Origin of the sequence: Acinetobacter sp. YH01025 (assembly GCF_013420185.1) — a bacterium.
Taxonomy (GTDB): Bacteria; Pseudomonadota; Gammaproteobacteria; order Pseudomonadales; family Moraxellaceae; genus Acinetobacter; species Acinetobacter indicus.
The window spans coordinates 71,216-83,035 of sequence record NZ_VOYR01000001.1 but is presented as its reverse complement, the minus strand read 5'-3'; the positions used below and the strand labels follow the sequence as shown (position 1 = coordinate 83,035).

Genomic DNA, 11,820 nt, shown 5'->3' with positions numbered 1-11,820 from the left:
CCATGCTGTTACTGAAACTGTTACCGCTACTGCTACGCCTGCTTAAACTGGAGCAGTTTCGCTGCCGGGCTTTAACCCCGGGCGAAATTGCGTTATGCCAGCGCGTGTTCGGGCAGCTGATTGATTACAGCCGGGTCAGCATCATGAATCATCCTTATTTGCCCTGGCAACCGGCGCATATTCTGATGGCGCCGCAAGGTTATATTCATGTGCGTGATCCGCTGTACCGGGAAGATTATAGCCAGGCACCGCTTGCCTTTCAGGCGGTGCTGATTCATGAAATGACACATATTTACCAGCATCAGCAGCAGATTAATGTGCTGCTGAAAGGTGCGCTGCTGCAAACCGCTTTTTATCTGTCTGCCGGGCGGTATAATCCCTACCGTTACCAGCTGATTCCCGGTAAACCGTTTTTTGCCTACAACATTGAACAGCAAGGCGATATTGCCCGCGATATTTTTTTAAACAAGATTGACAATATTATTCTGCATCCACCGGCTTAAACTGCGCTGCAATAGCGTTTGCATATTGAAAAATGCCGGTTTTTTGTGCCATCAGGCCCGATTCACCGAACCCATGCTTTTGTTACTCAAGCTTACTAAATAAAGCATTATGCGCCTTCTCTCACGGCGCGAATTGCCGCTACTATGCAATTATCCTGAATATGCTCTAGCATCTGAATTAATTTAAGATAAAATAAACCCGTCTGATTTTTTGCATTGCAAAATAAGATTTTATCAAGTCGTATGCGTATTACTTTTTATACTTGAGCCAGTCGGCAGTACTTTTTAGTATCAGAATGCACCGCTGCCCGATCACCATAATTACAAGCGGCAGCCCGTGTATTCAAAACCCTATAGGAATAGGACGTAAATTAATGAAATCTTTTAAAATTGCCCTTGCACAGTTCTCTCCATACATTGGCAATCTCGAAGCAAATGCGCAAAAAATGCTTGAACAAGCAAATGAAGCGAAAAAACAACAGGCTGACCTGATCATTTTCCCAGAGCTTTCTCTGATTGGTTATCCAGCAGAAGATTTGCTGTTACGCCCAAGCCTCAAAAAACGCACGCAAAAAGCGTTTGAACAGCTCAGCCAGATTAAAGACATCGTTGTGGTATTTGGTTTTGTCAATGAAACTGAAGATGGCCAGCGTTATAACTCGGCTGCGGTAATGAAAGATGGCCAGATTCTGGGTATTTATAACAAGCAGAATTTACCGAACTACGGCGTGTTTGATGAAAAACGTTATTTTAACGAAGGTCATCAACATCTGGTCTTTGAATACTTGGGGCATAAATTTGGCGTACTGATTTGTGAAGATGTCTGGTCTTTAGCCACTGTACAGCAACTGGCCCAGCTGAATGTAGAAACCGTGCTGGTGCTGAATTCATCGCCATACGAAGTTGGTAAACCACAGCACCGTATTGATACCATGACTGCGCTGGCCAAACAGCTGAATCTGAACCTGGCCTATGTCAATCAGGTTGGTGGTCAGGATGATCTGATCTTTGATGGCACCAGCTTCCTGATCAGCAAAGACGGTGAACTTGCTTTACGTGCGCCAACCTATCAGGAACGCCTGTTTGTGGTGGAGTATGAAGCCGAACAGCAGCGCTATAAAACGGGCGAACAGGCGGCAGCCCTCGACACCATGGCTGAAATTTATCAGGGTCTGGTGCTGGCAACACGTGACTATGTACAACGTTCAGGTTTCCCAGGCGTGATTCTGGGTTTATCTGGCGGGATTGACTCTGCACTAACCTTGGCCATTGCGGTTGATGCCCTGGGTGCAGACAAAGTACAAGCGGTGATGATGCCGTATACCTATACCGCGCAAATTAGTGTAGAAGATGCTGCACAGCAAGCCAAAACCATGGGTGTGACCTTTGGCATTGCCGAAATTCACTCGATTGTGAACAGCTTTATGCAAACCCTGTATCCATTCTTTGGCAATAGCCCGGTTGATACCACCGAAGAAAACCTGCAGGCCCGTGCCCGCGGTACGTTGCTAATGGGCTTATCCAATAGATTTGGCAACCTGGTCCTGTCGACTGGTAACAAATCTGAACTGTCAGTCGGTTACTGCACCCTGTATGGCGATATGGTTGGTGGTTATGCAGTTCTCAAAGATGTCTACAAAACCATCGTGTTTGAACTGGCCAAATACCGGAACAGTATAAGCGAACAGCCGGTGATTCCGGAGCGTGTAATTAGCCGTCCGCCATCAGCTGAACTGAGCCCGGACCAGAAAGATCAGGACTCTTTGCCACCGTATGATGTGCTAGATGCGATCCTGTATGCCTATATTGAAGAAGACCTGAGCCAGGACGATATTATTGCCAAAGGCTTTGATCAGGCTGTGGTTGAAAAAGTGGTGCGTCTGGTTGACCGCAATGAATACAAACGCCGTCAGGGCGCAATTGGTCCACGCATTACATCACGTTCTTTTAGCCGTGAACGCCGTTATCCATTAGTCAATGGCTGGAAACCGGGCCTATAAGCCCCTGATCTGATCCATCCTAAAAACCTCAAGCCAGTCTTGGGGTTTTTTATTGTCTGCTGGAATGAGGCTACTTAGAATACGCATCTTCCCCTGCCATCTAAACCGATCCTATATTTTTGAGTTCTACGTCATTCAAAAAAACCAATATCAATGAATCGTCTAGGTTGACTAAAAACAGATAGACAACGGTCTATGTTTAACCCTATGTTCAAGATATGCATGAGCTAAAATTGGATGCAATGGATTTCATATGACACTAAGAAATACCCTGCAGACTTTAGAACAGATTTATCATTATTTAACTGAACGTCCGCATTTTCATCGCTATAGCCAGTATGAGCACCTGAACGCGTTTTTCGCCGAAATCCATGATACAGGCAGTATCGAGTTTGAAGCTGGGCAGTCTTATCTGTTTAAAGGTATATTTAATGGCAAGCCTAAAGTGATTGATGGTTCTAAAGCGCCGGCCCTTGCGCATAAACAGGAATTCTTAAGCTGGGTACAGCAACAGCTGAATTCCTAAGCCAGCATTTTATTCATCGCTGGTATCTAAATTGCGCGGAGAGTTTGCACAACATTTTTTTGGACTTTTTGAACAGACAAAAAAAGAGACCAAGCTGAGAGCTTGGTCTTTTAAAATGGTGGCTATGACGGGACTTGAACCTGTGACCCCCGCATTATGAGTGCGGTGCTCTAACCAACTGAGCTACATAGCCGTAAACTGTGTGCGCATTATCTAAAGTTCGGACTTTATCGTCAAGATATTTATCTACTCAAATGAACACTGTTTAAGCAAAACATGACGTTTTTATTAATTTTTAACCGGATTTGCAATTTTTTACTTGGGTCAAACCCTTTCGCTGACTATGATGAAACTTTCCAGGATCAATCATTTGAACACAATGCAGTTAAAAATATGGATCAGTAGTCTGCTAGTTGCGACATTATCGGGCTGTCAGCTGGTTGCCCCACTCATGGTGGACTATAACGGGGTACGCCGCGATGTCGCAGAATTTATTAATGGTCATCTCTGGTTCACCATTCCGCAAAAACGCATTCTGGTCGAGTATGCCAAAGGCCAGCAGAAGATTTTAACCGCAGATCGCCTAAGTCCTGAAGCACAACAGGCGCTTGCACAGGAACGCTATGAAGGCCGTTATTGTGCTGCACAAAAAATTACCGTGTCCAAACTGGATCAGGTCGATGAGAAAATTTTTGTCTATGCCGACCAGCAGCAACGCTGGCAACAGATTCAACAGCTACAGCAGACGCTGAAGCTGGATGTGCAGCAGCTCAACTGCGAGCACAGATTTTAAAGACAAAAAAAAGATCACATAAGGATGTGATCTTTAAAAATGGTGGCTATGACGAGACTTGAACTTGTGACCCCCGCATTATGAGTGCGGTGCTCTAACCAACTGAGCTACATAGCCGTAAACTGTGCGCGCATTATCTGCTGTAATGTTTATAACGTCAAGCCCTTCTACAGGCTAATTGTACAAAATTTGGTGAAGTGAACCGATAAGCCGGGTTCTGTCGAGAACGATCATTCCTCTAGGCGTACAATCACTCATACGCTCAAGCGACCTACCCGAATCCAGTACGGGCCGTACCTCAGGATTCCTATTTGGTCTTGCTTCTGGTGGGGTTTACCATGCCATGAACTGTTACCAGTCATGCGGTGCGCTCTTACCGCACCCTTTCACCCTTACCTTCGATTTCTTCCGAAAAAGAAACCTGAATGAAGGCGGTCTACTCTCTGCTGCACTTTCCGTCGGCTCACGCCGCCCAGGCGTTACCTGGCACCCTGCCCTATGAAGCCCGGACTTTCCTCCCCTGCTTTAGTCACGGAGACCTCCACAGCAGCGATCGTCTGGTTCACTTCGAGGGCGCATCTTAACAAATAAATGCACTAATTGCTCGTGCTTTTTTGATCAATCAGTTTTTGATACTTTTCCAGCAATTGTTCCTGGGTTTCGACATGATGGGGATCATGCGGAATACAGTCCACCGGACAGAATAACTGACACTGCGGTTTATCATGATGCCCGACACATTCGGTACACAGCGCCGGGTTGATTTCATAAATCAGCTCGCCCATGAAAATAGCCTCATTCGGGCACACAGGTTCACAGACATCGCAGTTAATGCATTCATCGGTAATATATAAAGACACGCTACCAACCTTGTTGATGTTTGCGTTCAAAGGCTTCGACCACGGTTTGCGGTACAAACTTGGTCACATCTCCTTTTAAACGCGCAATTTCACGCACCAGCGTAGATGAAATAAACGAATATTGCTCTGACGGCGTTAAAAATACCGCTTCAAAATTGGTATCCAGCTGACGGTTCATATTGGCCAGCTGAAACTCGTATTCAAAGTCAGACACTGCACGTAAACCACGCAGTACCGCCGTGGCCTGCTGTTCGCGGAAGAAATTCACCAGCAGGCCATCAAAGCCGACAAATTCCACATTGGGTAAATGGCTGAGTGAGGTTTTGGCCAGTTCTACCCGCTCATCTAGAGTAAACACCGGATTTTTATGATGACCAATGGCAATTGCGACCACCACTTCATCAAACATTCTGGCCGCCCGTGTTACTAAATCGATATGACCATTGGTGATTGGATCAAAGGTCCCCGGATAAATCACGCGAGTTTTAGACATCCATTTTTACTCTAGTTGGTTTTGTAGAGCCATATTTTAGCAAAAACTTGATTTATTGGTGAATAAACTCGGCCAATTTCACAAAAATCCTGCGATAGTGCTGTAATTCAGCGCTGATTTTGGAATTGTCAGCATGCCTGTGTTTGGGGCACAATAGGCCTAACGTTGGAAGTGACTCATTATGGCGAAAGCAACTGTAGTTAAAAAAAATACCAGTGGCACGATTGCACAGAACAAACGTGCACGCCACGATTATTTTATTGAAGAAAAATTTGAAGCCGGACTGTCCCTGCAAGGCTGGGAAGTCAAGTCTTTGCGTGCCGGTCGTATGAGCCTGACCGAAAGCTATATCACCTTTAAAAATGGTGAAGCCTTCTTATTTGGCGCCCAAATTCAACCTTTACTGTCGGCTTCGACCCATGTGGTGCCTGAAGCGACCCGTACCCGCAAGCTGTTACTGAACCGCAAAGAAATTGCCAAACTGCTCGGTGCGGTGAACCAGAAAGGTTATTCCTGTGTGCCGCTGGTCTGTTACTGGAAAGGTCCGCTGGCCAAACTGGAAATTGCCCTGGTGAAAGGGAAACAGCTGCATGATAAACGTGCCACTGAAAAAGACCGTGACTGGCAGCGTGATAAAGCCCGTTTAATGCATAAATAAGCACGTTTGAACACAAGTACTTGATGTAAAAATGCCTCCAACATGGGAGGCATTTTTTATTGCATCATTGGAAAGCAAACTTATTTCTGTTTTAAGCCCACCAGATAAGCGCCAAACTTCACCGCTGTTTCCAGGTCACCTTCTGGCGGGGTAACGTCAACGCTGGCATTGTCAGACTGGGTCATTAAGCCCAGAAAGCTCGACATCCGGTTAATATCATGCGGACTACGGCCTGTTGGCATAAACGGCAAGCCCGACCATAACATGCCATGCTGCATGGCAAATAAATTGATCTGCTGTAACACCGCCAGCTTGTCACCGCTTAAACCGCCGCCATTGGTAAAGCCAGCAGCAATTTTGCCCTGCCAGCTTCGCGCCAGCCAGCGTTTTGAAGATTGTTCCATAAACTGTTTCAGTGCCGAAGTCAGACTGCCCATATAGGTTGGACAGCCCATGACCAGAATATCGCTCTGATCCAGCACATCCCAATCGACCTCGCTCACTGCCATTAAATGTACTTCAGCTCCGGCTTTTTCGGCGCCCTGCACAATATGCTGTGCCACCTTAGCGGTATGGCCATAGGGACTATGATACACAACACAGACTTTTACTTGCGACACAGATGTTTGATCAGTAACAGACATGGAAACTTTAAAAACCCAATAATTCAGTCAAGTTTAGCATTGATCAGCGATAAAAACGAATGTTGCCATGCGTCCGGTTTTGGCCTGACGACGATAAGAATAATACTCCTCGGCCTGCCGATAGGTACACTGATCACCACCTAAAATGGTGGTTACCCCCTGCTCGGTCAGGATATAGCGGGCAATCGCATATAAATCGGCATAGAATTTTCCGGCCTGTTTCCCTGCCTGAAAGGCGCTGCTTAATGCGGGATATTTCTCACAAAATACCTGCTTTACTTCGGCCCCTACCTCAAAACACGGCTGGCTAATGGCCGCGCCTAACCAGGCCCAGGTCGGTGGGTGCTGCATGGCGGCAATGGTATTTTCAACAATACCCTGTGCCAGACCTTTCCAGCCGGCATGTAAATTGGCCACTTCAGTGCCATCCTGATTGCCCAGCACAATGGGCAGGCAGTCGGCGGTCATCATCATTAAGGCATGGCCTTTGCGCTGCGTGACCAGTCCATCGCCTTCCGGTGCATTAAAATGCAGCTCATCATTTATCACATGACACAAGGTGCTGTGGGTCTGGTTCATCCAGCTGATTGTATTAACACCGTATTCGGCCAGCTGTTCCAGTAACAGCATACGATGCTGCTGCACCCGTTCCGCTGCATCCTGTACATGCAAGGCTAGGTTAAAACCGGCCAGTTCCGGTACTTGCGCTGGCAAGGCCTGCTGATGCTGAATCCGCGTTTGCGCCACATAAACCTGTGCCGGTAATCCCTGAATAAATTGCATCTCAGCTCCTGTGTTCACTTAAAAGCGGCGTTGAGATCATACTTTCTCAACGCTGCAGAACGGTTTAATAGGCAGCGTTTTCGCTACGCAACACATCCACCAGCTGGCTGAAATCTTCCGGCCACGGCGCTTCAAACATCATGTCCTGTTTGGTACGTGGATGCACCAGCCCCAGTTTGGCCGCGTGCAGTGCCTGACGTTTAAAACCGCGCAAGGTTTCATTGAGCAGCTCGGAGGCTCCAGCCGGCACACGCACACGTGGCATATACACCGGATCGCCAATCAGACCATGACCGATATAGCTAAAATGAACCCGAATCTGATGGGTACGGCCGGTTTCCAGACGCGCCTGAACCCGGGTGAAATGCTGGAAACGCTCTTTCACGTTATAGTGGGTCACGGCGTCTTTGCCGCCCGGAAGCACTGTCATTTTGACACGGTCGACCGGATGGCGCTTGATCGGTTCATCAATGGTGCCGCCGGCAATGATATTGCCATATACCACCACGTCATAAATCCGGTACACCGACTTGTTGGCCAGCTGCTTGCTCAGGTCAAACTGTGCCTCAAGATTTTTCGCCACCACCAGCAAACCGCTGGTGTCTTTATCAATACGATGTACCAGCCCGGCACGTGACAATTCTGCCGATTTTGGATAATGGAACAGCAAGGCATTGACCAGTGTGCCGGTAATATTGCCCGCACCAGGATGCACCACCATGCCAACCGGTTTATTAATCACTAAAATATCATCATCTTCATAGGCAATATCTAAAGGGATGTTTTCAGGCTGACTGTTGGTCTGTGCTTCAAGTTCAACATTTAAACTTAACAGTTCATTGCCTTCGCACTTGTACTTTGGTTTGACAGTGTTACCATTCACCAACAAATGACCATCTTTTAGCCACTGCTTCAGTTTTTCACGTGAAAAATCACTCCAGATGAGGGCTGCAACCTGATCGATACGTTGCCCCAGATAGCTTTCATCCAGTTGAAATTGCAACGATAAACGTGTTGCAGTTGGGTCTGAAGTATGATTATCTGCATCCTCAGAATCATCAAGTAAATTGAAGTCAGTTTCAGGGATGTTGGAATTGGAAGATTGTGCTTGAGACATTTGATCATTCAGACAAAAGTGGTTTAATAGCGCAATTGTAGCTCATTGCCCGTAATAACAGAGGAATTTTTATGTCGCTACCACGTTATAAAATTACCATGCTAGCTCTTTCACTTGGCGTTGCATCTGCAATCGTGGGCTGTAGCAGTAATCCAAAAAAAGAAGTGGTCGATACAGGTCCGCAATCTAGCGAACAAGTTTATATTCAAAAAGCAGAACGAGCACTGGAACGCGGGCAATATACCGATGCTATCCAGCATCTTGAAGCATTAGAAACCTATTATCCTACCGGTGAATATGCCCAGCAGGCACAACTTGAGCTGCTGTATGCAAAATTCCAGCAAAAAGATTATGAAGGTGCAGTCGCACTGGCCGACCGTTTTATCCGGATGAACCCGCAGCATCCAAATGCTGACTATGCCTACTATGTGCGCGGCGTGGCCAATATGGAACAGAACTATGATGGTTTAATCCGTTATACCTCGTTAAAACAGGCGCATCGTGATGTCAGCTATTTAAAAGTGGCTTATCAGAACTTTGTCGATTTCATTCGCCGTTATCCATCAAGCACCTATGCTGTGGATGCTGCACAACGTATGCAGTTTATCGGGCAAGAGCTGGCAGAAGCGGAAATGAATGCGGCACGTTTTAATATTAAACGTAAGGCCTGGGTCGCCGCGGTGGAACGTTCACTCTGGGTAATCGAACATTATCCGCAAACCCCACAGATTCCGGAAGCAATTGCCACCGCAGCCTATGGTTATACCCAACTGGGTGACCGTGCCACTGCACAACAGTATATTGACCTGTTAAAACTGAACTATCCAAATCTGGTTAAAGCCGATGGCTCTGTAAACCTGCGTGCTGCACGGAATGAAGGTAGCTGGCTAAACCGTGCGACTTTGGGTATTTTTGGTCGTGAAGCACAGGCCACCACCGAACAGCAGCAAAAACTGGCCAACCAGCAGGAAGAACCACGTAGCTGGACCAACCGTTTAAGTTTTGGTTTGCTGGACCGTCCTGAAAAACAGGAAAACAGTGAAGCGGCCGAGTAAACATAATTAACATCCATGACTGTCTTAAATTTGATTTAAACATTCCATTGGATACGCGGATGTGGCAGGGATGCCACACGTTCCCCATCACAACAAGGATGTTGTGTATGGGGAACAAAGACTTTTGCCTACTTTGGGTCTTTCCAAAGTAGGAAATTCTCCATACAAAGCCCTTAACAGGCCGAATGAAAATAGAGGCCCAACACACTTAAAATAAAATTTTTTTCTTCCTTTTATTGTCCTAACATAAGTACAGCTTTGAAAAATAGCGAGTAAGGATAGAGCTTTTAACCTGTTTTTCAATTTTGCAAAATATAAAGCATACGTTACTATACTTGCCCTTTTATCTTGGCCACTTGCCTGAACACGCAAAACCGGATAGAAAGGAAACAATACACTGTAATCTCTATACCCTGTCGATCTGTTCGACCTACCGCTTAACCGACCCGATAAAAACAGTATGGCTATTCCTCAACACACGATTGATCAGATTCTGGATCGGACCGACATTGTCGATCTGATTGGTCAGCGCGTGAAACTGAAAAAAACCGGGCGGACCTATTCGGGCTGTTGTCCATTTCATCAGGAAAAAACCCCGTCTTTCCACGTTTATCGCGACAAACAGTATTATCACTGCTTTGGCTGTCAGGCCAACGGCAATGCAATTCGCTTTTTAATGGATATCGACAGCCGTAACTTTGTCGATGTCATGAAAGATCTGGCCAGTCAGACCGGTATCGAGCTGCCAAAAGACAATCAGGACAGCAAAAAACTGGTCTATAAACGCGAGGCCAAAAAACCGGCGCCACCGGCCAAAACTGCACCCGCGCCAGCAACACCCACACCGACCGAAACTGATCAAGTCCCTGCTGCACATTTTGATCCTTTTGAGCAGTTCCAGCCAGCAGATGATCCCTTTGCCGGTTTTGAACAATATCCGGATTTTGATCAGGAGCCGATCCAGGAAGGCAACCTGTTTGATCTGCTGGAAAATGTGGCGCAGTTTTATGAACAGCAGTTACCGCACAGCCAGTCGGCACAGCAATATTTTCGCCAGCGCGGTTTAAGCGCACAGACCATCCAGTTCTGGCGTTTGGGCTATGCACCGGAAGACTGGCAGCATCTGGAAAAAGCCTTTCCACAAGATATTGAAGGTTTAAAACTGCTGGGGCTAATTCGTACCAGCGATTCCGGCCGTGATTTTGACCTGCTACGTGACCGGGTGATTTTCCCGATCCGCGATCACAAAGGGCGTGTGGTCGGTTTTGGTGGCCGTGCGCTCAATGATGAAATCAAGCCGAAATATATCAACTCGCCCGATTCGGAAGTCTTCCACAAAAACCAGCTGCTGTATGGCCTATACGAAGGCCGCAAGCAGAAAGCCCAGGACTGGCTGATGGTGGAAGGCTATATGGATGTGATTGCGCTGCAGCAATATGGCATTTATGGCGCCGTGGCAACGCTGGGGACTGCCAGTAATACCGAACACCTGAATATTCTGTTTAAGCAGAACTCACGCATTACCATTGCCTTTGATGGTGATGCCGCAGGTCAGAAAGCAGCACGACGTACGCTGGAAATTGCCCTGCCCCTGCTGAATGATGGCCGTGAACTGAAGTTTTTTGTGCTGCCGGATGATCATGACCCAGACTCGCTGATCCGCCGTGAAGGTATTGAAAATTTCCGCCGCCTGCTCGATCAGGCGCCGCTACTGTCTGATTTTGTGTTTGCGCATTTAAGTCAAAACCATGATATCAGCAAGCCCGAAGGCAAAAGTCAGGTGATGGGCGAGTTAAAACAGCTGACTGAACTGTTACCGAAAACCGGCTCTTACCGTTATCTGCTGCAACAGTTTTTCCGGGAAAAACTCGGCTTTAACCGCAAATGGCAGCCACATACCAATAATGATGCCTCACTCAGCTTTAGCACCAAGGTTGATGCCGAAGAATATGTGGTGGCGATTCTGATCAACCATCCGTATTTATATATTCATTTTGAACCGTTACGCGCACTGATTCCGGCCGATCAGTTACTGGCCAAAATCCTGCAAATCTTTAACGGAATTTTTGATGAATTACCGGATGATCCAGAACTGGCCAAATACTATGTGCTAGGCGCCTGTGCGGCTTATCACTACGAATTACAGCGCATTTTACAGCAAGCCAATGTCGGCGATTACACCACTTCGCCAGAGAAAGCTGACAAGCTGGCCGAAGATTTTTCCATTAAACTGCAATACCACTTCTTGCAGCAAAAAATCCGCTCGAAGAAATTTAGCAGTATTGAAGAAATGCGTAATCTGAAACATCAGATTTATCAGATTGATAAAAAACGTTCTCTGACCTTACTGGAAGAATAAGCGGCATTAAAACAATGCTGAACCATCAC

The 11,820-nt window shown here is 46.7% G+C and carries 12 protein-coding genes, 2 tRNA genes and 1 other RNA gene; 7 read left to right on the top strand and 8 right to left on the bottom strand.

From position 1 onward, the window contains the following. The first annotated feature begins 2 nt into the window (after positions 1 to 2). From FTT89_RS00405 to FTT89_RS00395, 3 genes are all read left to right on the top strand, one after another. Entirely contained in the window at positions 3 to 503 is a 501-nt protein-coding gene (locus tag FTT89_RS00405; protein ID WP_016659914.1) for a hypothetical protein, read from the top strand. 374 nt (positions 504 to 877) lie between these two features. Next, on the top strand, positions 878 to 2,503 hold the full coding sequence (locus FTT89_RS00400; protein WP_180056911.1) for an NAD+ synthase: 1,626 nt from the start codon (positions 878 to 880) through the stop codon (positions 2,501 to 2,503). Between the two features lie 253 nt (positions 2,504 to 2,756). Beyond that, the gene (locus FTT89_RS00395; RefSeq protein WP_180056912.1) at positions 2,757 to 3,029 is read left to right on the top strand and encodes a hypothetical protein; all 273 of its coding nucleotides are present in this window, start codon (positions 2,757 to 2,759) and stop codon (positions 3,027 to 3,029) included. 116 nt (positions 3,030 to 3,145) lie between these two features. Here FTT89_RS00395 and FTT89_RS00390 read toward each other — a convergent pair. Beyond that, positions 3,146 to 3,222, bottom strand: a tRNA-Met gene (locus FTT89_RS00390). A gap of 186 nt (positions 3,223 to 3,408) precedes the next feature. Here FTT89_RS00390 and FTT89_RS00385 point away from each other — a divergent pair. Further along, on the top strand, positions 3,409 to 3,822 hold the full coding sequence (locus FTT89_RS00385; protein WP_225876425.1) for a hypothetical protein: 414 nt from the start codon (positions 3,409 to 3,411) through the stop codon (positions 3,820 to 3,822). A gap of 40 nt (positions 3,823 to 3,862) precedes the next feature. On the opposite strand, the gene FTT89_RS00380 is transcribed toward FTT89_RS00385, so the two are convergent. From FTT89_RS00380 to coaD, 4 genes are all read right to left on the bottom strand, one after another. Continuing rightward, positions 3,863 to 3,939 (bottom strand) — tRNA-Met (locus tag FTT89_RS00380). A 73-nt stretch (positions 3,940 to 4,012) separates the two neighbouring features. Continuing rightward, positions 4,013 to 4,391: RNase P RNA component class A (gene rnpB, locus FTT89_RS00375), an RNA gene on the bottom strand. Positions 4,392 to 4,418: 27 nt separating this feature from the next. Continuing rightward, entirely contained in the window at positions 4,419 to 4,682 is a 264-nt protein-coding gene (locus tag FTT89_RS00370) for a YfhL family 4Fe-4S dicluster ferredoxin (protein WP_034597403.1), read from the bottom strand. 1 nt (position 4,683) lies between these two features. Further along, the gene (gene coaD, locus FTT89_RS00365; protein WP_005176208.1) at positions 4,684 to 5,175 is read right to left on the bottom strand and encodes a pantetheine-phosphate adenylyltransferase; all 492 of its coding nucleotides are present in this window, start codon (positions 5,173 to 5,175) and stop codon (positions 4,684 to 4,686) included. A 181-nt stretch (positions 5,176 to 5,356) separates the two neighbouring features. On the opposite strand from coaD, the gene smpB reads away from it, so the two are divergent. Beyond that, positions 5,357 to 5,833, top strand: a complete 477-nt coding sequence (gene smpB / locus FTT89_RS00360) for an SsrA-binding protein SmpB (RefSeq protein WP_005176206.1) — start codon at positions 5,357 to 5,359, stop codon at positions 5,831 to 5,833. Positions 5,834 to 5,913: 80 nt separating this feature from the next. On the opposite strand, the gene FTT89_RS00355 is transcribed toward smpB, so the two are convergent. The 3 genes from FTT89_RS00355 to rluD form a co-directional block, all read right to left on the bottom strand. Then, the gene (locus FTT89_RS00355) at positions 5,914 to 6,477 is read right to left on the bottom strand and encodes a flavodoxin family protein (protein ID WP_104500249.1); all 564 of its coding nucleotides are present in this window, start codon (positions 6,475 to 6,477) and stop codon (positions 5,914 to 5,916) included. Positions 6,478 to 6,510: 33 nt separating this feature from the next. After that, positions 6,511 to 7,260 (bottom strand): peptidoglycan editing factor PgeF, encoded by a 750-nt coding sequence (gene pgeF / locus FTT89_RS00350; RefSeq protein ID WP_005176194.1) that lies wholly within the window; start codon positions 7,258 to 7,260, stop codon positions 6,511 to 6,513. Between the two features lie 64 nt (positions 7,261 to 7,324). Continuing rightward, positions 7,325 to 8,377, bottom strand: coding sequence for a 23S rRNA pseudouridine(1911/1915/1917) synthase RluD (gene rluD / locus FTT89_RS00345; protein WP_180061306.1), 1,053 nt, complete (start codon positions 8,375 to 8,377; stop codon positions 7,325 to 7,327). 71 nt (positions 8,378 to 8,448) lie between these two features. Between rluD and FTT89_RS00340 the strand changes: the two genes are divergently transcribed. Next, complete coding sequence (locus FTT89_RS00340) at positions 8,449 to 9,432, top strand: outer membrane protein assembly factor BamD (RefSeq protein WP_005176190.1); 984 nt, start codon at positions 8,449 to 8,451, stop codon at positions 9,430 to 9,432. 460 nt (positions 9,433 to 9,892) lie between these two features. Further along, positions 9,893 to 11,791 carry a DNA primase gene (locus tag FTT89_RS00335; RefSeq protein ID WP_104488032.1) on the top strand — a complete coding sequence of 633 codons (1,899 nt, stop codon included), beginning with the start codon at positions 9,893 to 9,895 and terminating at the stop codon, positions 11,789 to 11,791. Positions 11,792 to 11,820 lie beyond the last annotated feature (29 nt).

Coding starts and splice junctions, on each gene's coding strand:
- FTT89_RS00405 (WP_016659914.1), top strand. CDS start 3: ATGCTGTTACTGAAACTGTTACCGCTACTGCTACGCCTGCTTAAACTG.
- FTT89_RS00400 (WP_180056911.1), top strand. CDS start 878: ATGAAATCTTTTAAAATTGCCCTTGCACAGTTCTCTCCATACATTGGC.
- FTT89_RS00395 (WP_180056912.1), top strand. CDS start 2,757: ATGACACTAAGAAATACCCTGCAGACTTTAGAACAGATTTATCATTAT.
- FTT89_RS00385 (WP_225876425.1), top strand. CDS start 3,409: ATGCAGTTAAAAATATGGATCAGTAGTCTGCTAGTTGCGACATTATCG.
- coaD (WP_005176208.1), bottom strand. CDS start 5,175: ATGTCTAAAACTCGCGTGATTTATCCGGGGACCTTTGATCCAATCACC.
- smpB (WP_005176206.1), top strand. CDS start 5,357: ATGGCGAAAGCAACTGTAGTTAAAAAAAATACCAGTGGCACGATTGCA.
- FTT89_RS00355 (WP_104500249.1), bottom strand. CDS start 6,477: ATGTCTGTTACTGATCAAACATCTGTGTCGCAAGTAAAAGTCTGTGTT.
- pgeF (WP_005176194.1), bottom strand. CDS start 7,260: ATGCAATTTATTCAGGGATTACCGGCACAGGTTTATGTGGCGCAAACG.
- rluD (WP_180061306.1), bottom strand. CDS start 8,377: ATGTCTCAAGCACAATCTTCCAATTCCAACATCCCTGAAACTGACTTC.
- FTT89_RS00340 (WP_005176190.1), top strand. CDS start 8,449: ATGTCGCTACCACGTTATAAAATTACCATGCTAGCTCTTTCACTTGGC.
- FTT89_RS00335 (WP_104488032.1), top strand. CDS start 9,893: ATGGCTATTCCTCAACACACGATTGATCAGATTCTGGATCGGACCGAC.